Annotated in this window: 23 protein-coding genes, 1 tRNA gene and 2 pseudogenes; 13 read left to right on the forward strand and 13 right to left on the reverse strand. The window is 70.0% G+C overall.

Annotated features, from left to right (window positions below):
• Positions 1-58 precede the first annotated feature (58 nt).
• Together AUC44_RS04345 and AUC44_RS04350 are read left to right on the forward strand one after the other, a co-directional pair.
• Complete coding sequence (locus tag AUC44_RS04345; RefSeq protein WP_062157551.1) at positions 59-1129, forward strand: NAD(P)-dependent alcohol dehydrogenase; 1071 nt, start codon at positions 59-61, stop codon at positions 1127-1129.
• Positions 1119-2633, forward strand: a complete 1515-nt coding sequence (locus AUC44_RS04350) for an FGGY-family carbohydrate kinase (RefSeq protein ID WP_062157552.1) — start codon at positions 1119-1121, stop codon at positions 2631-2633. The genes AUC44_RS04345 and AUC44_RS04350 overlap by 11 nt, the downstream gene beginning before the upstream one ends.
• 184 nt (positions 2634-2817) lie before the next feature.
• On the opposite strand, the gene AUC44_RS04355 is transcribed toward AUC44_RS04350, so the two are convergent.
• The 3 genes from AUC44_RS04355 to AUC44_RS17005 are packed head-to-tail and all read right to left on the reverse strand — an operon-like array spanning position 2818 to position 4858.
• Complete coding sequence (locus tag AUC44_RS04355; protein ID WP_062157553.1) at positions 2818-3405, reverse strand: DcrB/PsbP domain-containing protein; 588 nt, start codon at positions 3403-3405, stop codon at positions 2818-2820.
• A 5-nt stretch (positions 3406-3410) separates the two neighbouring features.
• Entirely contained in the window at positions 3411-4043 is a 633-nt protein-coding gene (locus tag AUC44_RS17000) for an ATP-binding cassette domain-containing protein (RefSeq protein ID WP_231724524.1), read from the reverse strand.
• Complete coding sequence (locus AUC44_RS17005; RefSeq protein WP_231724525.1) at positions 4016-4858, reverse strand: ATP-binding cassette domain-containing protein; 843 nt, start codon at positions 4856-4858, stop codon at positions 4016-4018. Before AUC44_RS17005 ends, AUC44_RS17000 begins: the two co-directional genes overlap by 28 nt.
• 97 nt (positions 4859-4955) lie before the next feature.
• Between AUC44_RS17005 and AUC44_RS04365 the strand changes: the two genes are divergently transcribed.
• The 3 genes from AUC44_RS04365 to AUC44_RS04375 are packed head-to-tail and all read left to right on the forward strand — an operon-like array spanning position 4956 to position 6926.
• Entirely contained in the window at positions 4956-5519 is a 564-nt protein-coding gene (locus tag AUC44_RS04365; protein ID WP_062157554.1) for a histidine phosphatase family protein, read from the forward strand.
• A gap of 14 nt (positions 5520-5533) precedes the next feature.
• Positions 5534-6451, forward strand: a complete 918-nt coding sequence (locus tag AUC44_RS04370; protein WP_062157555.1) for an SPFH domain-containing protein — start codon at positions 5534-5536, stop codon at positions 6449-6451.
• A 4-nt stretch (positions 6452-6455) separates the two neighbouring features.
• A complete protein-coding gene (locus AUC44_RS04375; protein WP_062157556.1) occupies positions 6456-6926 on the forward strand; it encodes an NfeD family protein in 471 nt (156 codons plus the stop codon).
• Between the two features lie 57 nt (positions 6927-6983).
• Here AUC44_RS04375 and AUC44_RS04380 read toward each other — a convergent pair whose 3' ends face one another.
• A complete protein-coding gene (locus AUC44_RS04380) occupies positions 6984-7565 on the reverse strand; it encodes an antibiotic biosynthesis monooxygenase (protein WP_062157557.1) in 582 nt (193 codons plus the stop codon).
• Positions 7566-7668: 103 nt separating this feature from the next.
• Here AUC44_RS04380 and AUC44_RS04385 point away from each other — a divergent pair, with 103 nt between their 5' ends.
• The gene (locus tag AUC44_RS04385; RefSeq protein WP_062157558.1) at positions 7669-9051 is read left to right on the forward strand and encodes a hypothetical protein; all 1383 of its coding nucleotides are present in this window, start codon (positions 7669-7671) and stop codon (positions 9049-9051) included.
• A 4-nt stretch (positions 9052-9055) separates the two neighbouring features.
• On the opposite strand, the gene AUC44_RS04390 is transcribed toward AUC44_RS04385, so the two are convergent.
• The 3 genes and pseudogenes from AUC44_RS04390 to AUC44_RS04400 form a co-directional block, all read right to left on the reverse strand.
• On the reverse strand, positions 9056-9502 hold the full coding sequence (locus AUC44_RS04390; RefSeq protein WP_062157559.1) for a DinB family protein: 447 nt from the start codon (positions 9500-9502) through the stop codon (positions 9056-9058).
• 9 nt (positions 9503-9511) lie between these two features.
• Positions 9512-10159, reverse strand: coding sequence for a hypothetical protein (locus AUC44_RS04395; RefSeq protein WP_157445164.1), 648 nt, complete (start codon positions 10157-10159; stop codon positions 9512-9514).
• A 1-nt stretch (position 10160) separates the two neighbouring features.
• Positions 10161-10616 (reverse strand): annotated as a pseudogene (locus AUC44_RS04400) (Lrp/AsnC family transcriptional regulator); the annotation flags it as partial.
• A 175-nt stretch (positions 10617-10791) separates the two neighbouring features.
• On the opposite strand from AUC44_RS04400, the gene kamA reads away from it, so the two are divergent.
• From kamA to AUC44_RS04415, 3 genes and pseudogenes are all read left to right on the forward strand, one after another.
• Positions 10792-12201 carry a lysine 2,3-aminomutase gene (gene kamA / locus AUC44_RS04405; RefSeq protein ID WP_062157561.1) on the forward strand — a complete coding sequence of 470 codons (1410 nt, stop codon included), beginning with the start codon at positions 10792-10794 and terminating at the stop codon, positions 12199-12201.
• A gap of 92 nt (positions 12202-12293) precedes the next feature.
• Positions 12294-12609: pseudogene (locus AUC44_RS16785) on the forward strand (four helix bundle protein).
• Positions 12610-12667: 58 nt separating this feature from the next.
• A complete protein-coding gene (locus AUC44_RS04415) occupies positions 12668-14029 on the forward strand; it encodes an acetyl ornithine aminotransferase family protein (protein WP_062159678.1) in 1362 nt (453 codons plus the stop codon).
• A 156-nt stretch (positions 14030-14185) separates the two neighbouring features.
• Here AUC44_RS04415 and AUC44_RS04420 read toward each other — a convergent pair whose 3' ends face one another.
• Positions 14186-14707 carry a hypothetical protein gene (locus tag AUC44_RS04420; protein ID WP_229781204.1) on the reverse strand — a complete coding sequence of 174 codons (522 nt, stop codon included), beginning with the start codon at positions 14705-14707 and terminating at the stop codon, positions 14186-14188.
• Positions 14708-14829: 122 nt separating this feature from the next.
• On the opposite strand from AUC44_RS04420, the gene AUC44_RS04425 reads away from it, so the two are divergent.
• Positions 14830-16473, forward strand: coding sequence for an outer membrane protein assembly factor BamB (locus tag AUC44_RS04425; protein ID WP_082688944.1), 1644 nt, complete (start codon positions 14830-14832; stop codon positions 16471-16473).
• 131 nt (positions 16474-16604) lie between these two features.
• Here the strand turns inward: AUC44_RS04425 and AUC44_RS04430 are convergent.
• Positions 16605-16680: transfer RNA gene (locus AUC44_RS04430), tRNA-Ala, on the reverse strand.
• Positions 16681-16805: 125 nt separating this feature from the next.
• On the opposite strand from AUC44_RS04430, the gene guaB reads away from it, so the two are divergent.
• Genes guaB through trhA form a run of 3 tightly spaced genes read left to right on the forward strand, consistent with a single transcriptional unit; the run spans position 16806 to position 19583 of the window.
• Complete coding sequence (gene guaB, locus AUC44_RS04435; protein ID WP_046843009.1) at positions 16806-18305, forward strand: IMP dehydrogenase; 1500 nt, start codon at positions 16806-16808, stop codon at positions 18303-18305.
• Between the two features lie 16 nt (positions 18306-18321).
• The gene (locus AUC44_RS16110) at positions 18322-18885 is read left to right on the forward strand and encodes an SUKH-4 family immunity protein (RefSeq protein WP_082688945.1); all 564 of its coding nucleotides are present in this window, start codon (positions 18322-18324) and stop codon (positions 18883-18885) included.
• Between the two features lie 53 nt (positions 18886-18938).
• Complete coding sequence (gene trhA / locus AUC44_RS04440; RefSeq protein ID WP_062157565.1) at positions 18939-19583, forward strand: PAQR family membrane homeostasis protein TrhA; 645 nt, start codon at positions 18939-18941, stop codon at positions 19581-19583.
• A 5-nt stretch (positions 19584-19588) separates the two neighbouring features.
• Here the strand turns inward: trhA and AUC44_RS04445 are convergent, their stop codons facing one another.
• From AUC44_RS04445 to AUC44_RS04460, 4 genes are all read right to left on the reverse strand, one after another.
• Complete coding sequence (locus AUC44_RS04445; RefSeq protein WP_157445166.1) at positions 19589-19990, reverse strand: hypothetical protein; 402 nt, start codon at positions 19988-19990, stop codon at positions 19589-19591.
• A 248-nt stretch (positions 19991-20238) separates the two neighbouring features.
• Positions 20239-20844 (reverse strand): site-2 protease family protein, encoded by a 606-nt coding sequence (locus AUC44_RS04450; RefSeq protein ID WP_062157567.1) that lies wholly within the window; start codon positions 20842-20844, stop codon positions 20239-20241.
• 11 nt (positions 20845-20855) lie between these two features.
• Entirely contained in the window at positions 20856-21980 is a 1125-nt protein-coding gene (locus tag AUC44_RS04455) for a tRNA nucleotidyltransferase/poly(A) polymerase family protein (RefSeq protein ID WP_062157568.1), read from the reverse strand.
• Entirely contained in the window at positions 21977-23260 is a 1284-nt protein-coding gene (locus AUC44_RS04460) for a S1C family serine protease (protein ID WP_062157569.1), read from the reverse strand. The genes AUC44_RS04455 and AUC44_RS04460 overlap by 4 nt, the downstream gene beginning before the upstream one ends.
• Positions 23261-23304: the final 44 nt, after the last annotated feature.

Genomic DNA, 23304 nt, shown 5'->3' on the forward strand with positions numbered 1-23304 from the left:
CCGAGTACCGCCCCTGGACCCTTCGACCCTCGACCCTTCGACCCTTTCAAGGAGTGACATGACCCTGAGTTCGAGAACCTCCGTCCTGACCGGCCTGCGCCAGCTGGACTGGACGTCGCGCGAGGTGCCGGCGCCCGGTGAGCGGGAGGTGCGGGTGCGGGTCACGCGGATCGGCGTGTGCGGTAGCGACGTGCACTACTACTCGCACGGGCGGATCGGGCCCTTCGTGGTGAACGGCCCGCTGGTCCTGGGGCACGAGGTGAGCGGCGTGGTGGACGCCGTGGGCGCGGGCGTGACCCGCGTGAGCCCCGGTGACCGCGTGGCGCTGGAACCCGGCGTGCCGTGCCGCCGCTGCGCGTACTGCCGCGGCGGGGCGTACAACCTCTGCCCGGACATGACGTTCATGGCGACGCCCCCGGTGGATGGCGCGCTGACCGAGTACGTGCTGTGGCCCGATGACTTCGTTTACCCGGTGCCGGACAGTGTCAGTGACGACGCGGCGGCGCTGCTCGAACCGCTGGCGGTGGGCCTGTGGGGTGCCCGCAAGGGCGACGTGCGCCCCGGGCACGCGGTGGCGGTGCTGGGCGCCGGGCCGGTGGGCTGCACGACCGTCATGGCGGCCCGCGCGGCGGGCGCGACGACAATCATCGCGGTGGATCTGGAGGACTTCCGGCTCGATCTGGCCCGCGAGGTGGGTGCCACCCATACCCTCAACGCGCGGAGTGTGGACGCGCTGGCCGCCATCCGCGAGCTGTGCGCCGCGCGCGACGGCCTGCCGCTCTCGCACGCGGGGGTGGACGTCGCCTTCGAGACGGCCGGGAGCCTCCCCACCACGCGCCTGACCCTGGCCGCGCCGAAACCGGGCGGCGTGGCCGTGCTGGTGGGCCTCCCGCCCGATCCGGAGGTGAGCCTGGACATCGTGAGCGCCGCGAGCCGTGAGGTGACGCTGCGCGGCGTGTTCCGCTACGCGAACTGCTACCCGGCCGCCGTCGAGCTTGCGGCGAGTGGCCGCGTGAACCTGGACGCGCTCGTCACGCACCGCTTCCCGTTCGCGCAGACGCCCGACGCGTTCGCCTTCGCCGACCGCGAGAAGCGCGCGTCCATGAAGGTCATGATCGATGTCCGCTGAACCGGCGCGGGACCTCCTGATCGGGGTGGATGTCGGTACGTACTCCAGCAAGGGCGTCCTCACGACGCTGGACGGGCAGATCGTGGCGCAGCACGTCGCGGCGCACGGCATCTCGGTGCCCCGGCACGGGCACGTGGAACAGGACGCCGACGCGGTGTGGTGGGCGGACGTGGTCACGATCCTGCGGGCGCTGCTGCGTGAACCCGGTACGGCCGGACGCGTGGCGGGCGTGGCGTGCAGCGCGATCGGGCCCACGCTGCTGCCGCTGGACGCGGAGGGGCGGCCGCTGCGCCCCGGCATCCTGTACGGCGTGGACACCCGCGCGCAGGCGCAGATCGACGCGCTGAACGCCGAACTGGGCGAGGCAGCAATCCTCGCGCACAGTGGCATGGCCCTGACGAGTCAGGCGACCGGCCCGAAGATCCGCTGGCTGCGCGAACAGGAACCCGAGGTGTGGGCGCGGGCGCGCACCCTGACCAGTGCCGGCAGTTACCTCGTGTTCCGCCTCACCGGCGAGCACGTCATCGACCACCACACCGGCGCGCACGTCATGCCGCTGTACGACCCGCGCACCCGCACCTGGACAGACAAATTCGCTGCGGAGGTGCTGGGCGACCGCGGCCTGGAGGTGCTGCCCCGCCTCGCCTGGAGTGACGAGCGGGCCGGGCAGGTCACGGCAGCGGCCGCCGCTGAAACCGGCCTGCGGCCCGGCACGCCCGTCGCGGTGGGCACCGTGGACGCCCTGGCCGAGGGCCTCAGCGTGGGCGCGGCGCGGCCCGGCGACCTGATGGTCATGTACGGGTCGTCCACCTTCTTCATCCTCACGCAGGAGAGCCCCACCCCGGACCCGCGCGTGTGGTCGGTGGGCGGCGCGTTCGCGGGGCAGGTGAACCTCGCGGCGGGCATGAGCACCACCGGCAGCCTCACCCGCTGGATCGTGGACGAGTTCGCCCGCGAGCAGGGCACCGCCGCCGCCTACGACGAGCTGTTCACGCAGGCAGCGGCCCTGCCGCCCGGCGCGGACGGCCTGCTCATGCTCCCGTACTTCAGCGGCGAGCGCACGCCGGTCAACGACCCCCGGGCGCGCGGCGTGGTGGCGGGCCTGACCCTCTCGCACACCCGCGCGCACCTGTTCCGCGCGGCGCTGGAGGGCGTGGGCTTCGGCATCCGCCACAACCTCGACGCGCTGCGCGACCTGGGCGCGGACGTGCGGCGCGTCGTCGCCGTGGGCGGCGGCACGAAGGGCGGCACGTGGCTCCAGATCGTTTCCGACATCACCGGGCAGGTGCAGGAGGTGCCGCGGGTGACCGTCGGCGCCAGCTACGGGGACGCGTTCCTGGCCGGGCTGGCCGCCGGGGTGCTCACCCGCGCCGATCTGGACCGCTGGGTGCAGCCCGGCCCGCCCGTCACGCCCGATGCCGCCACCCGCGCCGAGTACGACCGCCTGTACGGCCTGTACCGCGAGCTGTACCCGGCCACCCGCGACATCGTCCACGCGCTGTAATACGGACTCCGGTTAAAAGGTTTGCAAAAACTTTCAACCCGAGCGGAGCAAGCAGGAGAGAAACGGGTTCCGGGCGTGGAGTTGGCAACCCGGTGTCCTTCCGGGTTGTTAACGAAACAGACGGAATCCGTATGACAGAAGACCGCGACCGCCACGTTCAGGGCGGTCGCGGTCTCGTCGGGCCTTACTTCAGGGTCAGGCTGGTGAGGATCGCGCGGCCTTCCTCGATCTGCTCGGCGGTGGTGCCGCTGGGCTGCACGAGGGTCGCGGTGAACAGGCGGTTGTTCTTCACGGTGAACACCTGCGTCCAGCGGACCATGCCGCCCTCGCCGTCCCCCAGGTACGACCAGAGGATCGCGGGCGTGCTGCCCAGCTTGACGGTCTTCTCGCCCAGCATCCTGAACTTGGGCACGTCCTTACCGAGCTGCGAGGCGAACAGGTCGCGGAAGTCCGCCAGGGTGGCCTTCAGCTTGGGGTCCACGTCCTGCACCTGCACGGTCACGGTGGGGCGCACGGTCCCCGCGTCGCGGTTGATGAAGGCCACGTCCGCGCCGGGGACGTTCTTCAGCGGAATCCAGCCGGCGGGCACGCGGATCGAGTAGCCCTTGGCGCTGGTGGCGGTCACGGCCTCGACCGTGCGCGTCCCCGTCGTCGCCGCGGGCGTGGCCTGGGCAGGCGTGGCGGCAGGCGGGGTGGCGGTGCCCTGGGCGTGGGCGGGGGTGAGGCTCAGGGCCGCGAGGAGCAGCGGGGCGAGCAGGCAGGCGCGCTTCATGAGCGTCAGGGTAGAGCCTGAAGGTGAGCCGAGTCTGACCGCAGGGCGCGTGAGAAGGCCACCTGACCGCCACCGAGATGCAGGTGGTGGGTGAGGCCCGCCGGGGCGTCCGAGGCGCGGTGCGCGATCATCAGCACGTGCGTGCCCTCGCGGGCCAGACCGGGCAGCAGCGTCAGGAACGCGGCGCGCGAGGCGGCGTCCAGGAAATCCAGGCCCTCGTCGAGGATCAGCAGGCGGGGCCGGTGCGCCACCGCGCGGGCCAGCAGCAGGCGCCGCAGCTGCCCCTGCGACAGCGACTCGGCGCCCCGGTCCAGCAGGTCGGTCAGGGCGAGATGCGCCGCCAGCTCCTCCACGGTGCGCGCCTGGTCCGGTGTCAGGTCCGGGCTGAAGCCCTCCGCGCCGCTCCAGGCGCTGCCGATCACCTCGCGGCCCGTCCAGTCGCGCCGCTGCCGGATGCCCAGCTCCGCGCTGACCAGCCCGATCTGCGCGCGGCGTTCGGTCAGCAGGTCGCGCCCCAGGAAGGGCCGCTGGACGCGCCCGCCCAGCGCGGAGTGCAGCTCCCCGGCGATCAGGCGCGCCAGGGTGCTCTTGCCGCTGCCGTTCTTCCCGGTCACCAGCCAGTGCTCCCCGAGTGCCACGTCCAGCTCAGCGGCCCCAGCGCCCGGTGCCCGTCCCGGAACACCACGGCGTCCTGCACGTCCACCAGCACCTCACCGCCACCCACCCCGCCCGGCAGCACCAGGGCAGGGGAGGGGACGTCGCCGTCCGGCGCGGCCTCGGTCACCACGCCGCCCTCCACCCGTAGCGTCCGCCAGGGCAGGTCCGGGGCCTCCTCGGGGCGGTGCGTGGCGAGCACCACGCCCACCCCCGACGCGTGCACCCGCGCGATCAGCGCGCCCAGCTCCGCGCGCGCCTGCGGGCTCAGGCCGTCCGTGAACTCGTCCAGCAGCAGCAGCTCCGGCGCGGGCATCAGCGCCGCGCCCAGCATCACCCGCCGCCGCTGCCCGTGACTCAGCGTCCGCACGTCCCGGCCCAGCAGCGCCCCCAGTCCGGTCAGCGCCGCCACCTCCGCCACGCGCGCCTGCGCCCCCGGTGTGGCCTCCCACAGGTTCAACCGCTCCCCGCTGTGCGCCGCGAGGAGCACGTCCCGCACGGTCTGCACCCACTCGCGCGTCAGGTAGAACGCCTCGGCGTCCGGGCCCACCAGCCGCAGCGACCGCCGCACCCGCACCGCCGACCGCTGCACCCCGCCCCCCAGCCCGTACACCCGCTCGCCACGCACCGGGGCCACCTCACCCGCCAGGAGGCGCAGCAGCGTCGTCTTGCCGCCCCCGTTCGGCCCCCACAGCCGCAGCGCCGCGCCGCGCGGCACGTCCAGCGTCACGCCGCGCAGGCGCGTGTCCCCACCCGCGATCACGTCCACGTCCCTCAGGGCCACCAGCGGCGCACTCATCCCCGCGAGTCTAGCGGCGCGTCCGGGAGTGGGCGGCCGCCCCATCTACGCGATCCGGCAGACGCCCGCCGGGCAGGGCGCGTGCTCTGCTGCGACCATGACGCGCACCCTGCACCTGATCAAGCATGGCAAGCCGCAGTTCCTGGCGGGCGTCCCGGCGCACGAGTGGCCGCTGGCCCCGGACGCCCTGACCGAGCTGCCCGCCCTGGCCGACCGGCTGGACCCGCGCCCGGACGTGATCGTGTGCTCGCTGGAACCCAAGGCGCACGCGACGGCGCAGGCGCTGGCCGGGCAGCTGGTGGTGCCGCTGCGGCCCATGCACGGCCTGCACGAGCAGCTGCGCTACACGGCCCGCTTTCACGCCGACCCGGCCGACTTCCAGGCGGAGTACCACGCGTTCTTCGCGCAGTCGGACCGGCTGGTGGTCGGCGAGGAGACCGCGCGGGATGCCTGCACCCGCTTCACGAACGTCGTGAACGCCGTCATGGCCGCCAACCCGCAGCCCACCGTGGCGGCCGTGGCGCACGGGACGGTCATCAGCCTGCTCGTCGCGGCGCGGCGCGGCGTGGACCCCTACCCGCTGTGGCGGGAGCTGCCCCTGCTGGGGGTGCTCAGCGTGCCGTGGGAACCCGGTCCGGCGGGGGCGCGTACTGCCCTGTAAAGGGAGGCACTTTCATGGGTTTCACCATTTTCGTCATGGTCCTGCTGCTGCTGGTGATCATCACGCTGTTCGCCGGGGTCAAGAGCGTCCCGCAGGGCAGCGAGTGGACGCAAGAGCGCTTCGGGAAGTTCCAGCGCACACTCAAGCCGGGGCTGAACATCATCATTCCGTACATCGACCGCATCGGCCGCCGCGTGAACATGATGGAACAGGTGCTCGACGTGCCCAGCCAGGAGGTCATCACCAAGGACAACGCCCTCGTGACCGTGGACGGCGTGGTGTTCTACCAGGTGCTCGACGCCGCCAAGGCCAGCTACGAGGTCAGCAACCTCCAGCAGGCGATCCTGAACCTCACCATGACGAACATCCGCACCGTGATGGGCAGCATGGACCTCGACGAACTGCTCTCAAACCGCGACCAGATCAACGCGCGCCTCCTGACGGTCGTGGACGAGGCCACCGAGCCGTGGGGCGTCAAAGCAACGCGAATCGAGGTGAAGGACATCAAGCCGCCCGCCGATCTGGTCGCCAGCATGGCCCGCCAGATGAAGGCCGAACGCGAGAAACGCGCCAACATCCTCGACGCCGAGGGCTTCCGGCAGGCCGCCATCCTGAAGGCCGAGGGCGAGAAGCAGGCCGAGATCCTCTCCGCCGAGGGGCGCCGGCAGGCGGCGTTCCTGGAGGCCGAGGCCCGCGAACGCGCCGCGCAGGCCGAGGCCGAGGCGACCCGGCTGGTCAGCGACGCGATTGCCGCCGGGAACGTGCAGGCCATCAACTACTTCGTCGCGCAGCGCTACGTGGACGCCCTGAAGGACATCGCCAGCGCCCCCAACCAGAAGACCCTGATCCTGCCGCTGGAAGCCACGAGCATCCTGGGCAGCCTGCAGGGCGTCGCGGAGATTGCGCGCGACGCCTTCGGACGCAAGGGCTAGCGCCGTGGACTGGCTGCCCACCCTGGAACGCGTGCAGTCCTGGCACTGGTGGGTGCTGGGCGCGCTGCTGCTGATCCTGGAAGTCGCCGCGCCCGGCATCTTCTTCGTGTGGCTGGCCCTGGCCGCCTTCGCGCTGGGCCTGCTGGTGTTCGTGCTCCCGATCCTGCCGGTCGCCGTGCAGCTGCTGCTGTTCGCCGCGCTGAGCGTCGCGGCCGTCACGCTGGGCCGCCGCTACGTCACGCGCCTGCTGCCGGACTCGCCCGAGGCGGGCCGCGTGAACCAGGGCTCACACCGGCTGGTGGGGCAGACGGTCACAGTCGTCACGCCCATCGTGAACGGCATCGGCCGCGTGCGGGTGGGGGACAGTGAGTGGCGCGCCACCGGCCCGGACACCCCGCAGGGCGCGCGGGTCGTGATCGTCGCGGCGGACGGCCCCACCCTGCACGTCCGTGAGGTCAACGGCACCTGGACCTGACGGACACCACGAAGAGGCGGCCCCAGGGTGTATCCGGGGCCGCCTCCTCTGCCGCGGTCATCCGCGCTGGGTGGGATACAGCCAGGGGCGCAGCAGGCGCGACAGCCACGGCAGCACCGGCCAGTTCAGGAACAGCGTGGACAGCGACGCGGTCGCCAGCGTCGCCGCCCACGCGGGCCACTCGCCGGTCACGGGCCGCAGCAGCGTGGCGAACAGCATGATCAGCGGGTACACGCCCACGATCCCCACGATGACGTTCTTCCACAGCGGCGGGGCAGGCAGGCGCGCGGGCCGGTCGAACCACGCCTCCAGACCCTGCGCCTCGCGGTACTCGACCTGGTCGGCGGTGAAGTCGTCCAGCTCCGCCAGCGCCTCGCGGTACGCCGGGGTGGCCCGCCACGCCTCCAGCGCCTGCGCGGACGCGAAGCGCACCAGCGTCACGTACTCCGCCACCGGGCCGTTCGTGTCCCGCAGGACGTGCAGGCCCACGAAGCCCGGCTGGGTGGCCTGCACCGCGTGCAGGCGGCGGGCCCACGCCTCGTACGCCTCCAGTTTCGAGCGGCGCACGCGCTCGGTGACGACCAGGGTGATCCCGGTGGAATGGGGCGGCAGAGCGGTGGGGGCAGCGGCATCGGACATCAGCCCCGCAGTCTACCCGATGGGCCGCCTGGAGCCCCGGGGCCGCGTGGGCGATACTGAGGGTCCCCCCGGTCCGCGCCCCCCACTGACGGAGGTTCACCGCATGCGTATCCGCCCCGCCCACCTGCCCCTGCTGGCCCTGAGCGTCCTGTCCGCCGCGCACGCCGCCACGTTCGACGTGTACACCTTCACGCCCCCGAGCGGCTGGACGCAGACGACCGTGAAGGGGATCACGCGCGTGAGCCGCACCGCAGGCGGGCAGTACTGCCTCTTCGACCTGTACCCCGCCACCAAAGGCAGCGGAAACGTGACACAGGACTTCCGCAACGAGTGGAACACCCTGGTCGTGACACCCTACGCGCCCGACGACGCCCCCGAGGAGGAGAGCGGCGAGCCGGTCAATGGCTGGCAGACCCACCTGGGCGGCGCATACTTCGCATACGAGGGCGGCACCAGTCTGGCGGTCCTGGCGACCTTCAGCGCGGCCGGGCAGGCGGCGAGTGTCCTGATGCTCGGCAACGACGAACAGTGCCTGGAGCAGTTCGACACGTTCCTGACCACCCTGCGCCTGAAGGCCTCCACCGCCCAGACCACAGCCGCGCCCACCCCACCGAAACCCGCCCCAGCCCCCACAGCGGGCAGCCTAAACACCGCGCCGCTGAAGAGCAGTTTCAAGTTCGACACCACCACCTTCGACGACGGCTGGGTGTCCGTCGTGCAGAAAGACTGGGTGCTCGCCCGGCGCGGCACCACCACCGTCCGCCTCCACTACCCCAGCGGCCCCAGCTACAACCCGGACTCCGACGCCGAACTGCGCGCCGCCTGGAACACCCTCGTCGCGCCCCGCTACCGCGACCTCCAGGGCTACGCGCAGAACTTCGACACCCTGAACTTCGAACGGCCCTACCTCGCCGCCGGGACCGCCACCAGCCTGGAGACCGGGGCGCGGGTATACGTCGCGCTGTTCCGGCAGGCCGAGAGCGGCTGGATCGAGATCGTCACCCCCGACCGCGACACCTTCCTGAAGGACTTCAGACTGGACCCCGCCCAGTTCTATGGCGTGGACGACGCCCTCCTGCGCCCCCTGCGGAACCTGCGCGGCCTGAACCGCTTCGCCGTCGCCGCCAGCGACCTCACCGGCACCTGGAGCAGCAACGCGGGCGGGTACACGCAGTGGGTGAACGCCTTCACCGGCCTCAGCGCCGGCGCCACCGGCTTCTCCAGCAACGAGACCTTCGAGTTCACCGGAACCGGCACGTACCGCTGGAGCCTCGCCATGGCCAGCGGTGTCGTCGGCGCGCAGACCTTCAGCGGCGCCAGATCCAGCGGCAAGCACGCCATGAAGAGCAACTGGCAGATCAGCTTCAGCGATATCGAAGGCAAACCCCGCGTGTACAACGCCTACTTCGAGGCCGGACGCGGCGGGCAGCGCATCCTCTGGATGCAGTCCGTCGGCAGCTACAGCGCCTACGTCAAGGTGAAATAGCCGTTCAGTCCAGCATCCGGCGGTGGTAATCCACCTGCCCCAGGTGCCAGTTCAGGTGCCCGTACAGGTGAAGCAGGAAGTACCGGGTGGTCATGCCCTCCGGGAAGCCCGGCAACTGCCGCGCACTCACCTCGTCCAGCCGCGCCGCGTCCAGACCGTCCAGGGCCGACACCACCCGCGCCGACACCTCCCGCAACCCCGCGATCAGGTCCGCGCGGGGCACGTCCCGCCGCGCGAACTCCGCCTCCCGGTCCCGCACGAACGTCACGCCGCCCAGGTCCGCGCCGACGAACTGCGACAGGTTCCCGATCAGGTGCAGCGCCAGCGTCCCCGCCGGATTCACGATGTCCCCCCGCACCCGCCACACCGACGCGTCATCCGGGTACGCCTCCAACTCCGCGATCAGCTTCCGGAGGTCCCGCACGAACAGCTCCCGCAGCTCAGGCCACATGACGGCAGCTTACCGGGACGAGGGTGCGCCGCAGGTCACCAGTAGGCCGCCGGGCCGGTAGAACTGCGGCTGGAAGGGATGAAGTTCCAGCGCTGCCGCATAGGTCGTGAGCAGCGGCAGATCAAACCGGCGCTTCCGGGATCGAAACCGGTAGCGACCCACGTCTTCGAATGCCAGCGGACAGCCCAACTGCCAGAACCGCCAGAAGCCGCCGTGATTGCGCAGGCCGACGGACCGCTGGCCCGTGGGCAGTTCCGGGGCGAGGATGGTCCATCCCAGCGCTTCCGCCGCCTCTCCATTCGTGCCGTGGGGCACCGCTTCTATGAGGACAGTATGGCACCCCAGCGTGCGAGCCAATCCGGGCATCACGCTGTGGGCATTCGTGCCCAACTGGTAGTTGTTGACGTACGCCGTCCACCCTGGTGAGGCAGTCGGGAAGAAGAGATGTCGCTGCCCCAGGAACGAGAGTGGGCGCAAACGGGCCAGGCTGCTCGTAACGTCCTCGGATGGCCCATCGAGCAGGTGGCACGCGTGTCCCTGTCCGGTCTGCGCGGTGACGAAGGCCCGCGCCGCCACATCAGGTGGGCAGGCCAGAAAATTCAGCCGCGTGCCAGTCGGCGCGGCGAAGGGCAGATCCTCCGCGCTGATCAGGCTCACTGGGGGGGAGGAGCAGTTTGCCTTCCAGGGGGGTGCTGAGGACGATGCTGGTGTCGCAGGTGAAGCCCATGTTGATCAGTTCGGTCAGCATGTTTTCCAGCGCGCCGACGTCCGGCACGGCGACTTTCAGGATGCAGGAGTTGTCCCCGGTGACGCTGTGGCATTCCAGCACGCCGTCGTGTCTGGTGGCCCAGCGGACCAGGGTGGGGTCGTTGCGGCCCGAATCCTGCACGCCGATGAACGCGGTAATGGTGCGGCCCAGCGGCTTGCTGGCGACGCGGATGCCGTAGCCGAGGATCACGCCGGCGTCTTCGAGGCGGCGGACGCGTTCGGTGACGGCGGGGGCGCTCAGGCCGACGCGGCGGCCGAGTTCGCGCATGCTCAGGCGGGAGTCCGTCTGGAGTTCCTGCAGGATGCGGTGGTCGAGGGGGTCGAGGTGGCCGCCGGACTGTCTCATCCGCACCACCTTAGCATTTGGAAGGTGGTGGGTGGCGTTTGCGAGCTTCGTGTGCGGCGAGCCCCGCGCACCTGACAGGCGACGCGCATTCCAATCCGGCCTGCACAGCGCGGACAATAAAGGAGCACTCAATTTGTGTCTCACCCGTTCACGCCGCACCACCGGAGGTTCTCCCATGCCGATTCACCCGCAGGCCACCCTTCGCAGCCAGATGATGCTGCCCCGCAACCACCGCGCCGACAAGTGGGCCGACGTGCCCGACGAGCAGTGGTACGACTGGAAATGGCAGCTGAAAAACCGCATCAACAGCGTCGCCGAACTCGAGGAAGTCCTCACCCTGACCGACAGCGAACGCAAGGGCGCCAGCGCGGAGGGCATCTTCCGCCTGGACATCACGCCGTACTTCGCCAGCCTCATGGACCGCGACGACCCCACCTGCCCCGTCAGGCGCCAGGTGATTCCCACCGAGGAAGAACTCCAGCCGTTCACGAGCATGATGGAAGACTCGCTGGCGGAGGACAAGCACAGCCCCGTCCCCGGCCTCGTGCACCGCTACCCGGACCGCGTGCTGATGCTCGTCACCACGCAGTGCGCCAGCTACTGCCGCTACTGCACCCGCAGCCGCATCGTGGGCGACCCCACCGAGACCTTCAACCCCGCCGAGTACGAGCAGCAGCTGAACTACCTGCGCAACACCCCCCAGGTGCGCGACGTGCTGCTGTCCGGCGGTGACCCCCTGACCCTCGCCCCGAAAGTCCTGGGTCGCCTGCTGGCCGAACTGCGCAAGATCGAGCACATCGAGATCATCCGCATCGGCACCCGCGTCCCCGTGTTCATGCCCATGCGCGTCACGCAGGAACTCTGCGACGTCCTCGCCGAGAACCACCCCGTGTGGATGAACATCCACGTCAACCACCCCAAGGAAATCACCCCGGAAGTCGCCGACGCCTGCGACCGCCTCACCCGCGCCGGCGTGCCCCTGGGCAACCAGAGCGTGCTGCTGCGCGGCGTGAACGACCACCCCGTCATCATGCAGAAACTCGTGCGTGAACTCGTCAAGATCCGCGTGCGCCCCTACTACATCTACCAGTGCGACCTCGTCCACGGCGCCGGGCACCTGCGCACCACCGTCAGCAAGGGCCTGGAAATCATGGAAAGCCTCCGCGGCCACACCAGCGGCTACTCGGTCCCTACCTACGTCGTGGACGCCCCCGGCGGCGGCGGCAAGATCCCCGTCGCGCCCAACTACGTCCTGTCGCACAGCCCAGAAAAGCTCATCCTGCGCAACTTCGAAGGCTACATCGCCGCGTACAGCGAACCCACCGACTACACCGGCCCCGACATGCTCGTTCCCCAGGACTGGCAGCGCAAGGAACCCGGTCAGAGCGGCATCTTCGGCCTGATGGAAGGCGAACGCATCAGCATCGAACCCAAGGAATTCGCCGAATCCCGCCACCGCCCCGGCGCCACCCAGCACCGCCTCAACAGCCGCGAGGACAAATGGGCCGCCCACGGCATCGGCGCCGCGACCGACACCGCGCCAGACGGCATGACGCAGACCGCACAACCCGTCAGCGGCGACTGACCAGCGTCCAAGGGTCTGAGGGTCGAAGTGTCTAAGGTGAAGATGTGGACTCCTACTTTCCGTTCGAGCAGCTGGACGTCTATCAGCTCTCAGTGGCCTACGCCACGCAGGTCTACCGGGCAACCACCACGTTCCCAGATACGGAGAAGTTCGGTCTGACCAATCAGATGCGCCGCCGTGTCCATCTCACTGAACATCGCAGAGGGTCGGGGGCGCGGCGGCGACCGGGAGCTGGTGCGGTACCTGATGATCGCGCGTGGATCTCTGTTTGAAGTGGTGGCAGGTGCGCAGATTGCAGAGCAGTTGGGTTTCCTCAATGTAGAGGCGGCCCGGACTCTCAGGCAGGACGCACACACACTCTCGGCCAAACTCATGACCCTGATCAAGCGCCTGACTCCTACCTCTTAGACTCTTGGACTCTGCGACTTTTCGACCTCTTGATTTTTCAACCATGACAGGAGTGAACATGACCACCCTTCCTAAACCCCGTCAGCCTGAACTGAAGACCGCTCTGCCCGGCCCGAAGACCGCTTCGATCATGGAGCGCGACAGCCAGCACCTCTCGACGTCCTACATGCGTCCGTATCCGTTCGTGCCGGATCACGGTGAGGGCGTGTGGCTGACAGACGTGGACGGGAACACCATGCTGGATTTCTTCGCGGGGATCGCGGTGAGCACGACCGGGCACGCGCATCCGCATGTGGTGCAGGCGGTGCAGGAGCAGATCACGAAGTTCACACACGTGTGCCTCACCGATTACCCGCAGGAGATCACGACCAGCCTCGCCGAGCGGCTGGTGAAGCATGTCGAACGGCCCGGCGAGAAGTGGCGCGTGTTCTTCAGCAACAGCGGCGCCGAGGCGGTCGAGGCGGCCGTGAAGCTGGCACGCAACCACACGGGGCGGCAGCACATCATCTCCACGATGGGCAGCTTCCACGGGCGCACGTACGGCGCGATCACGCTGACGGGCAGCAAGACGAAGTACAAGCGTGGCTTCGGGCCGCTGCTGCCCGCCGTGAGCCACGTGCCGTACCCGAACCCGTTCCGTCCGCCGCTGGGCAGTACGCCCGAGACGTGCGGTCAGGCGGTGCTGGAGCACATCGAGAGCCTGTTCGTGGGCATCCTGCCCGCCGATGAGGTCGCGGCGATCATCGTGGAACCCATGCAGGGCGAGGGCGGTTACATCGTGCCCCCGGCGGACTTCCTGCCGGGCCTGCGGGCGCTGTGCGACAAGTACGGCATCATGCTGATCTTTGATGAGGTGCAGGCCGGGATGGGCCGCACCGGGAAGATGTTCAGCTTCCAGCATTTCGACGTGCAGCCAGACATCATCACGTCCGCGAAGGGCATCGCGTCGGGCATGCCGCTGGGCGCGCTGCTGGCCAAGGAGAGCGTCATGACGTGGCCGGTCGGGTCGCACGGCAGCACGTACGGCGGGAACCCGGTGGCGGCGGCGGCCTCGCACGCCACGCTGGACCTGCTGGAAGGCAGGGTGCAGCATCCGGGCTGCGGCGCGAACCTGATGGACAACGCCGCGCAGGTGGGAGAGTTCATCATGGGCGAGCTGAAGAAGATGCAGGCGGAATTCCCGTTCCTGGGCGACGTGCGCGGGCGTGGCCTGTTCATCGGTCTTGAGTTCGTGAAGCCGGACGGCAGCCCGGACGGCGCGCTGCGTGACCGGGCGAGCATGGCGATGTTCGAGCGCGGCCTGCTGAACCTCGACTGCGGCGAGGCCGTGATCCGCATCAGCCCGCCGCTGATCCTGACCCGCGAGGAGGCCGCCACGGGCCTGGAGATCATGCGCGAGACGCTGCGCACCCTGAAGTAAGGGACAGTTGCGCGGGGAGCGGGACGCGGGGCGAGCCCCCTGCCGGCCCGCTCTTCTCACTCCATGACCGGCGCGTCTACGCCTGAGAGGAGAGACAGCACACAAGAGAAAGGGGAGGCCGGACCGGGCCTCCCTCTCTCATGCTGTGCGGTTGGTTTACAGGCGCTTCATGATGGCCTGGAGGCTGGCGCTGTCGGCCCAGGCCATGCCTTTCTCGACGTACATGCGGGCGGTGGTCTTGTCACCGCGCTGCAGCGCGAGGTAGGCGAGTTTGGCGGCGCTCAGGGAGGCCCACTGCTTTTCCTGGTCGGTCAGGTCGCCCAGGCGGGTCCAGGCGTTGTAGGCGTTGATCCACCACTGGGTCTTGGTGTACAGCTGCGCCAGGTAGGCGTTGTAGTCGCGGTTGCCGGCTTCCATGCTGGCGGCGTAGTAGGCGTGGTCCACGGCGGCCTTCCACAGCGTGCGGTCGTAGAAGGGCACGGGGTAGGCCACGTCGGCCTGCACGGCGTACTCCTGCGCCTTGGCGAAGTTGTCGCCTGCGCTCATCATCGCCGGGGCGTTCACGGGTTCCGCGACGGTGGTCGTGGTCGTGGTGGTCTCGGTGGTGGTCGTGGTGGTGTCCTGCGCGGCGGCGAGGCCGGTCAGCGCGAACGCGGTCAGCATGAGAATCTTCTTCATAACAGTTCGCATCTTAGGCTCTACCCTGGGGCTCGTCCACGCCGCGAACAGCACCGTAAAGGGTGTGTAAAGGAGTCCATTCTAAAATGAGTAAAACCCACTTTTTCCCTGCGCTCGTCCTGATGACTCTGGCTGGAATTTCCGCTGCCAGCGCCCAATCGGCCCCCTCACCCGTCCCTCAGTTCACCGCGCCGAAGGTGGACATCTTCAAGGAACTGCGCGTGATCTCCGGCGTGACCGTCTCCGGGAACGGCGAGCTCACGTTCGTGGGGTCCGACGCCAAAATTCACCGCACCGACTCCAAGGGCAGCGAGAAGTGGGCCTTCCCGGTGGGCGACATCGGCCGCGCCTACCCGGTCGTGACGCCGCAGGGCGTGACCATCGCAGCCTCCTACGACGACACCGTCTACGCCCTCGACCCCGGCGGGAAGCTGCTGTGGAAGCAGAAGCTCGACGGGGACATCTTCGCCACGCCCGCGCTGCGGATCGACGGCAGCGTGATCGTCGCCACGGCAGGCGGCACCATCCACGCCCTGAGTGCCGCCGGGAAGCCGCTGTGGACGTACAAGGTCGGTGCGCCCGTGTTCAGCAGCCCCGCGATCGGCCCGGACGGCACGATCTACTTCGGCGCGCAGAACAACCGCATGCACGCCCTGACGCCGGGCGGCCAGCTGAAGTGGACGTACGCGGCCGGATCGCTGGTGTTCAGCTCCCCGGCGGTCGGCCCGGACGGCAGCGTGTACTTCGGCAGCAGCGACCGCCGCATTCACGCCGTCGCGCCCGACGGCAAGCCCAGATGGACGCTGCTGACCGGCCTGTTCGTGAATGCCAGCCCGATCATCACGAGCGGCGGACTGGTCGTGGTGGGCAGCTACGACGGCAGCGTGTACGCTGTGAACACCAGCGGCGAGACCGAGTGGACCTACCGCGCCGGGGCCGGCATCGCGGGCAGCGCCGTGGAACTCAGTGACGGCAGCGTGCTCGTCCCGGACCTGAGCGGCACGGTGCACGCCATCGGCAAGGCCGGTCAGGCCCTGTGGCAGATCAAGACCGGCAAGAAGATCGACACCGGCCTGAGCGTCAGCGATCAGGGCAGCCTGTATTTCGTGACGGACGGCGGCGGCCTGAACATCGTGCAGAAGCAGCGGCCGCTGGCCGTGGGGCCCTGGACGACCTTCCACGGCGCGCCGAACCCGGTGGGGCGCGTGCCCACGCCGGTCGAGTTGCAGGCGCAGACCCAGGCCCGGCGGGAGGCGGCCAGCGCGGTCCTGGCCGCCCTGAAGCCCAGCACGGCAGCCACGACCGCTCCGGCGCACCCCGCTCAACCGGCCCAGCCCAGCCAGCCGGCCCCGACCACCCAGCCGACGCAGCCAGCTCAACCGGCGCCTGTACCGGCACTCACACCGGCGCAGTACGCGGCGGCGGCCGGGCAGAAGGCGCGCGTGGCCGACGGTCAGCTGTTCCTCCCGCTGACCGAGGTGGCCGGCGCCCTGCGGCTCGACGTGGGCAACGTGACCGTGCGGACCGCCACCGTGCGCGTGCAGGGGCAGGCGCTGCCCATCACCGTCCGTACCTTCGACCGGGCCGCGTTCGTGCCGCTGGCGGCCCTGAGTGACCTGCCGGGCGCCTCGGCGCGGCTGACCCGGACTCCGGCCGCAGGCGTGACCCTCAGCCTCGGCGGTCAGACGGCGCTGTTCCCGGTGAACCTGACGCGCCTGCTGAGCCTGCAGAGCGGTCCCGAGTTCGCCAGTGGGACGGTCCGCTGACCTGACCGGCTAACCGGACGGAGCCACCGGCACAGGGGGCGCGGCGGGCTGACGGGCCGGCCGCGCCCCCTCTGCGGCCCTGACTGCGCTCCCGGTGCACAAAAAACCCGCCGTTTCCGGCGGGCTATCTCTGGTGGAGTCGAGGGGGATCGAACCCCTGACCTCGTCATTGCGAACGACGCGCTCTCCCAGCTGAGCTACGACCCCATGAGGCGAGAGGGAATGTAGCATGCGCCAGACAGGCATGCAAGGGGGCGGGGTGGTGCATGGGCGGTCCGGTGGCATGGACACGGTCACCTTACGCCCGGGCAGGAAGGTTTACACTCGCCAACATGAGTGCGCCCGCCACGCCCGCCCCTGCCGACACGCAGCAGGACCGCTTCAGTTACAAGTTCGGCCAGGAAGGCATCACCTTCGACGACGTCCTGCTCCAGCCCCGCCACTCGCAGGTGCTGCCGCACGAGGTGGACCTGGGCGCGCAGCTCACCCGCCGCGTCCGCCTGAACATTCCCTTCGTGTCCGCCGCGATGGACACCGTCACCGAGACGAACATGGCCGTCGCCATGGCCCGCGAGGGCGGCATCGGCGTGATTCACAAGAACATGCCCATCGACGCGCAGGCCGAAATGGTCCGCAAGGTCAAGCGCAGCGAGAGCGGCATGATCGTCGACCCGATCACCCTCCCGCCGCACGCCACCGTCGGCGAGGCCGACCGCATGATGGGCGAGTACCGCATCAGCGGCGTGCCCATCACCGACCCGCAGGGCAAACTGCTGGGCATCATCACCAACCGCGACATGCGCTTCGTGGACGACCTGAGCACCCCCGTGCGCGACGTCATGACCAGCCGCGACCTCGTGACCGTCCCCGTGGGCACCACGCTGGAGGAAGCGCAGGAGATCTTCAAACGCCACCGCATCGAGAAGCTGCTGGTCGTCGAGGGTGAGCTGCTGCGCGGCCTGATCACCATCAAGGACCTCACCAAGCGCGTGAAGTACCCCCGCGCCGCGAAGGACAGCATGGGTCGCCTGCGGGTCGCCGCCGCGATCGGCGTGGGCGCCGACCTGATGGACCGCGCGGGCGCGCTGGTGCAGGCGGGCGCGGACGTGCTCGTGCTCGACAGCGCGCACGGCCACAGCCAGGGCATCCTGACCGCCCTGAGCCGCGTCAAGGAAACCTTCGACGTGGACGTCATCGCCGGGAACGTCGCCACCCGCGCCGGGGCGCGCGACCTGATCCTCGCCGGGGCGGACGCCGTGAAGGTCGGCATCGGGCCGGGCAGCATCTGCACCACCCGCGTCGTGACCGGCGTGGGCGTCCCGCAGATCACCGCGATCTTCGAGGCGAGCAGCGCCGCGCTGGAAGCCGGGATTCCCATCATCGCGGACGGCGGCATCAAGCAGACCGGTGACGTGCCCAAGGCCATCGCGGCGGGCGCGAGCGTCGTCATGATGGGCAGCATGCTCGCCGGGACCGACGAGGCCCCCGGCGAGAGCATCCTGCGCGACGGCCGCCGCTACAAGAGCTACCGCGGCATGGGGTCCCTGGGCGCCATGGACCAGGGCAGCGCCGACCGCTACTTCCAGAGCGGCAGCCGCAAGTTCGTGCCCGAAGGCATCGAGGGCATCGTCGCGTACAAGGGCACCGCCGGGGAGGTCATCTACCAGTTCGTGGGCGGCCTGCGCTCCTCCATGGGCTACTGCGGCGCGCCCGACCTGGGCACCCTGCGCGACACGGCGCAGTTCGTGCGGATCACCGGAGCCAGCCTAGTGGAAAGCCACCCGCACGGCGTGACGATCACCAAGGAAGCGCCCAACTACGGCGGGCGCTGATCGGCAGCAGTAACCCGTGAGTACCTCTGTCAACGAGTTGGAGCAATTGATCTGCCAGGAATGGCACGGTCAATTGCTCCAGCAAACGGGCAATCCGGCAGTGCTGAACAGAGTGACATTGGATTTTCTGGAGCGGGTGGGGCTCCCTGAAAAGGCTTCCGATGGAGCGACGTTCCTGCCTGCTGACGAGTTTCAGAGTGTGGTGGACGGTGCAGATCGTGGCACGGTGATCGGCACTGTTGATCACGAGCACCCGCTGGTGATTCGTGAAAGCGACGGCTTCGTCTTCATAGCTGAGAAGTCGCCATGGTTTTTCCTCAACTCCTCACTCACGGCGCTTCTGGGTTGTGTGGCGATGTATCACCGCGAATTCATCCTCAATCCTGAAGACGCTGGTGAACCGGACGGTGGGGATGACGCTGATGGATTTGGAACTTCAGTGACCCGAGCCAGAACACAACGGCTGCGCGAGAGACTGGAGCACTTGGATGCCGACGCTCTGAACCCCGCTCTGGGCGATGCGGATGGAGTGACCTACTGGGGCTTCGTCGTGGAGGAGATAGAAGCGGGAATTATCTGAACCTCGTCCCAGCTGACAGACTGTCATCACGTCGGGGGCGTAAGGTGGATGGTATGAAGCGCCTGCTCACCGCCCCCCGCGAACCCGTGAACGCCCTGACCCACTGGGGCGGCGCGCTCGCCGCGCTGATCGTGCTGGGACCGCTGCTGAGCTGGGCGCACTCGCGCGGGCTGGTGCTGTGGCCGTTCGTGGTGTTCAGCGTCAGCATGGTCGCCCTGTACGCCGCCAGCGCCAGCTACCACTCCTTCCGCCCTACAGAACGCGGCCTGCTGTGGCTGCGCAAACTCGACCACGCGGGCATCTTTCTGCTCATTGCGGGCAGCTACACCCCTATCGCGTACTACGGCCTGGACGGCGTGTGGCGGGACGCCGTGCTGTGGCTGGTGTGGGGCGTCGCCCTGAGCGGCATCACGTTGAAGCTCGTCACCATGCGCCTGCCCCGCTGGATCAGCACCGCGCTGTACCTGGGGATGGGCTGGCTGGCCCTGCTGTTCATGCCGAAATTCATCCACACCCTCAGCCCCGGCGCGCTGTTCTGGCTCGCGGCGGGCGGCGTGCTGTACTCCATCGGGGCCGTCATCTACGGCACGAAACGCTGGAATCCGCGCCCCGGCGTGTTCGGCTTCCACGAGATCTGGCACCTGTTCGTGCTGGGCGGCACCGGCGCGCACGTCGCCATGATGTTCCACCTGCGCTGATCCGCTCAGCGCAGAGTGATCGTGCAGCTCCCCGCTCCGACCCGCCGCAGCCCGGCCATGAGGGCCTGAAAACTGTAGTTTGACCCCCGCTGAGCCCGGGTCATCTGGTCGTTCGTCTGGGTCACCGATCCGCTCAGCAGGACCCCCCTGACCTGCCGCGCCCCCAGCGGCCACAGGCCGAAGCACCGGTACGTGCGGGTCTCGCTGTACACCACGCTCAGCACGAGGCCCCGTTCGGAGGGACTGAAGTACAGGTCGCCGCCCGCACCCGGCAGGGTCAGCGCGAAGGTGTGCGCGTCCGGCATGACCGGGAGAAGCTCCCGCTCGACCCGCAGCGCTGCCGTCACCGTCTCACCCGGCGTAGGCTGGGCCGTCAGCTGCCAGACCTGTCCGATCTGAACGGGCATGGCTGCCGGCGCCCCGGCGCTGCCCGCCTGGGCCGCTCCGCTGATCATCGCCGCGCACACCGGAATCAGAAGCCATCGGGGTTGAGAAGTCACGCGTTCACGGTATCCGGTGCCTGCCCCGGGCGTCTGCTCATCTGCTGCCAGGAAGCCGCCGTGGTGCGCTGCGTGACCTCGGGTCACCCGGCTTCGTGGAGGAGGCCGGAGGGGCGTGTGTCGCCTCCGGCCTCCTCAGCGTCGCCAGATGGCGTTCACACGAAGTTCAGGACCCAGTTGCGCACGCTGCTGATCAGACCGTTGATCTGCCCGCCGAACAGGTAGATGAACACCATGACGATCACGAAGCTGAACGGCTGCGCCTCGAACTGTGCGAGGCTGCGGCCCAGCGAGGGGAACAGGGCGCCCAGGATGCGGCTGCCGTCGAGCAGTGGGATGGGGATCAGGTTGAACACGGCCAGCACCACGTTGATGCTCAGGACGGTCATCAGGATCGTGGCGGCCAGCGCGGACGCTCCGGCGAACTTGAGCAGCAGCACGCAGACCAGCGCGATCAGCAGGTTGCTGATCGGCCCGGCCGCGGCCGTCCACATGGTGCCCCAGCGGCCCAGGTTGTTCGGGTTGATGGGCACAGGGCGCGCGAAGCCGAACCCCACCAGCAGCAGCAGCAGCGTCCCGAACGGATCGAGGTGCTTGATGGGGTTCAGCGTGACCCGCCCGTAGCGGCGCGGCGTGGGGTCACCCAGCCGGTCCGCGGTCCAGGCGTGCGCGAACTCATGGAAGGCGAGCGACAGCACCAGCGCCGCCGCGATGATCACGAACGCCAGCGGATCGCTGGTCAGCAGAGAGATGAGACCCATACCCCGGCATTCTAGAGGCTGGCGTGCGGGCCTTTCGTCGCCAGGAATGCCTTCAGCGCCGCGCGCTCGTCCTCGGGGCTGCGGACCTGCCCGGCGCGGCGCAGCGCCGCGAGGTGACCCAGCGCCTCGCCCACCCCCCGGCCCGGCGGGATGCCCAGCGCCAGCACGTCCCGCCCGGTCAGCGGCGGGTATGCGTCGGGGCGCAGCAGGGCGCGCAGTTCGCGCTCGGGGGTGCCCTCAGGGAAGGGCGTGTCGGACAGGGCGCGGTCCAGCAGCGCGGCCGGGCGGTCCCCCAGGCTCAGGCGCCCCGCGAGCGCGCCGGGGTCGGGGGCGGCGTGCAGCAGCGCCGCCGCGTAGGCCGTGAAGGGCACCTCCGCGCCCGCGTCGCGCCGGGCGTCCAGGGCCGCCAGCAGCGCCGTGTCGGTCAGCAGCGCCCCGGCGCCCCAGGCGCGCAGCAGCGCCGCCGCGCGGCCCGGCCGGGGCTCGTGCAGCAGCAGGCGCAGTTCCGCCCACAGGCGCGGCGTCCGGTCCGCCACGGCCAGCGCGTCCGGGACCTGGGCCAGCAGGTCCGGGTGGGCCCGCAGGTCCAGCCGCGCCGCCAGCCGCGCGCCGCGCACCAGTCGGCTGGCGTCCTCGTGGAACGACCCGGCGTGCAGGGGCCGCAGCACCCGCGCGCCCAGGTCGTCCAGGCCACCCGTCTCGTCCAGCAGCGTCCGCGTCCCGGTGGGGGAGAGGTGCAGCGCCAGCGCGTTCAGCGCGAAATCCCGCCGCCGCAGGTCATCCGCAAGGGTGCCCGGTATCGGCACGGGGTTCCCACCCGGCACCGGGTACGACTCCCGCCGTGCCCGCACCAGATCTGCGGCCCGCCCGTCCGGAAGGGTGACCGTGGCGTTCCCGAACGCCGGGTGGAACACGAACGGCAGGCCCGTCGCGGCGGCCAGGGCCTCCACGTCGGCCTCCGGGATCACCACGTCCAGGTCCAGGGGGGTCTCGCCCAGCAGCGCGTCCCGCACCGCGCCGCCCACCAGCGCCGCCCCACCCGCGCCCGCCCGCGCGGCCAGGGCCAGCAGCCACGCGCGGTCGTCGGCGCGCAGGTGGGCCCACGCAGCCTGCGCCACCCCGGCGGGCTGGATCACTGCCCGGTGCGGACCGTGAACGACGACGCGTCCAGCGTCAGCTGCACCTCACGCGTCGCCTCGCCACGCACCACGGTCAGCGTCACGGTGTCCCCCTCCTTCTTGTCGATCAGCGCCGCCTGCAGGTCCTCCAGCGCGTCCACCGGCTGCCCGTCCGCGCGGGTGATGACGTCCCCGCCCAGCAGGATCAGGCCGCCTCTGAACTGCTGCCGCTCGGTGCCCGCCCGCAGGCCCGCGCGCGCCGCCGGGGTGCCCGGCACGACCTGCCCCACCACCAGCCCCTGATCCGGCAGACCCAGCTGCCGCTTTCCGGCGCTGGACAGCACGCTCAGGCCCACCGGGAGCGGGCCCTGCCGGGTCTGCACCGCCAGACCCCCCCGGATGCCGATGTCCGGCGCGTTCACCGTGCCGCCCTGCGCCGCCTGCAGGCGCGGCAGGAGGTTCTTGGCCGTGTCGATCGGAATGGCGAAGCCCACCCCGGCACTCTGGCCCACGCCGCTGCTCTGCCCGGCCGGGGAGTAGATCTGCGTGTTGATGCCGATCACGCGCCCACCACTGTCCAGCAGCGGCCCGCCGCTGTTGCCCGGGTTGATCGCCGCGTCCGTCTGGATGGCCTTCTGCGTGATGCCCTGCCCGCCCGTCCCGCCGAAGCCGATCGGGATCTGCCGGGCCGTGCTGCTCACGATGCCCTCGGTGACGCTGAAATCCAGTCCGAACGGCGCGCCCATCGCGATCGCCTTCTGCCCCACCTTCAGGGAGGCGCTGTCCCCCAGCGGAATCGGGCGGATCAGCTCCTGCTTCAGGCCCGGCGCGCGGATCAGCGCCAGATCGTACTGCGGGGCGAGGCCCACCACCTGGGCGGGCACGCTGGCCTCCTGCCCCATCAGGCGCACCGTGATCTTCGGCTGCGGGCCGCTCCCGCCCTCGCCCGCCACCACATGGTAGTTCGTCAGGATGTCCCCCGCGTCGTTCACGAAAAAGCCGCTGCCCACGCCGCGCTGCACCTCCTCCTGCCCCCCGCCGAACATCATCGCGAACGGGTCCTGCGGCACGACCTCCTCGGTACTGATGAACACCAGCCCCGGCTCGAAGCGGCTCACGACGTCAATCGTGTTCTGCTCGTTCTGGAGCCGCGCGCCCGGCTCGTTCAGCGCCGCGGTCGGCTGCGCCGCCGGCTGCCCCTGCTGCGCCGCGCCGAGCGGCACCCCGTCCCGCAGCACCGTCGCGCCCAGCCCCAGACCGACCAGCACCAGCAGCACCCCCACACCCTTGCCCTTCATGAGAGGCATTATCCGCCAGAGCGCGCATGCCGGATGGGCCGCGC

Origin of the sequence: Deinococcus actinosclerus (assembly GCF_001507665.1) — a bacterium.
Taxonomy (GTDB): Bacteria; Deinococcota; Deinococci; order Deinococcales; family Deinococcaceae; genus Deinococcus; species Deinococcus actinosclerus.

Bases quoted from the DNA above. Each gene is read 5' to 3' on its own strand.
- guaB (WP_046843009.1), top strand. From the start codon at position 16,806: ATGAGTGCGCCCGCCACGCCCGCCCCTGCCGACACGCAGCAGGACCGC.
- AUC44_RS04390 (WP_062157559.1), bottom strand. From the start codon at position 9,502: ATGTGGCCTGAGCTGCGGGAGCTGTTCGTGCGGGACCTCCGGAAGCTG.
- AUC44_RS04445 (WP_157445166.1), bottom strand. From the start codon at position 19,990: ATGCCCGTTCAGATCGGACAGGTCTGGCAGCTGACGGCCCAGCCTACG.
- AUC44_RS04425 (WP_082688944.1), top strand. From the start codon at position 14,830: ATGACTCTGGCTGGAATTTCCGCTGCCAGCGCCCAATCGGCCCCCTCA.
- AUC44_RS04450 (WP_062157567.1), bottom strand. From the start codon at position 20,844: ATGGGTCTCATCTCTCTGCTGACCAGCGATCCGCTGGCGTTCGTGATC.
- AUC44_RS04420 (WP_229781204.1), bottom strand. From the start codon at position 14,707: ATGAAGAAGATTCTCATGCTGACCGCGTTCGCGCTGACCGGCCTCGCC.
- AUC44_RS04460 (WP_062157569.1), bottom strand. From the start codon at position 23,260: ATGAAGGGCAAGGGTGTGGGGGTGCTGCTGGTGCTGGTCGGTCTGGGG.
- AUC44_RS04355 (WP_062157553.1), bottom strand. From the start codon at position 3,405: ATGAAGCGCGCCTGCCTGCTCGCCCCGCTGCTCCTCGCGGCCCTGAGC.
- AUC44_RS04415 (WP_062159678.1), top strand. From the start codon at position 12,668: ATGACCACCCTTCCTAAACCCCGTCAGCCTGAACTGAAGACCGCTCTG.
- AUC44_RS04385 (WP_062157558.1), top strand. From the start codon at position 7,669: ATGCGTATCCGCCCCGCCCACCTGCCCCTGCTGGCCCTGAGCGTCCTG.
- AUC44_RS04380 (WP_062157557.1), bottom strand. From the start codon at position 7,565: ATGTCCGATGCCGCTGCCCCCACCGCTCTGCCGCCCCATTCCACCGGG.
- AUC44_RS04345 (WP_062157551.1), top strand. From the start codon at position 59: ATGACCCTGAGTTCGAGAACCTCCGTCCTGACCGGCCTGCGCCAGCTG.
- AUC44_RS04365 (WP_062157554.1), top strand. From the start codon at position 4,956: ATGACGCGCACCCTGCACCTGATCAAGCATGGCAAGCCGCAGTTCCTG.
- AUC44_RS04370 (WP_062157555.1), top strand. From the start codon at position 5,534: ATGGGTTTCACCATTTTCGTCATGGTCCTGCTGCTGCTGGTGATCATC.
- kamA (WP_062157561.1), top strand. From the start codon at position 10,792: ATGCCGATTCACCCGCAGGCCACCCTTCGCAGCCAGATGATGCTGCCC.
- trhA (WP_062157565.1), top strand. From the start codon at position 18,939: ATGAAGCGCCTGCTCACCGCCCCCCGCGAACCCGTGAACGCCCTGACC.
- AUC44_RS04350 (WP_062157552.1), top strand. From the start codon at position 1,119: ATGTCCGCTGAACCGGCGCGGGACCTCCTGATCGGGGTGGATGTCGGT.
- AUC44_RS17005 (WP_231724525.1), bottom strand. From the start codon at position 4,858: ATGAGTGCGCCGCTGGTGGCCCTGAGGGACGTGGACGTGATCGCGGGT.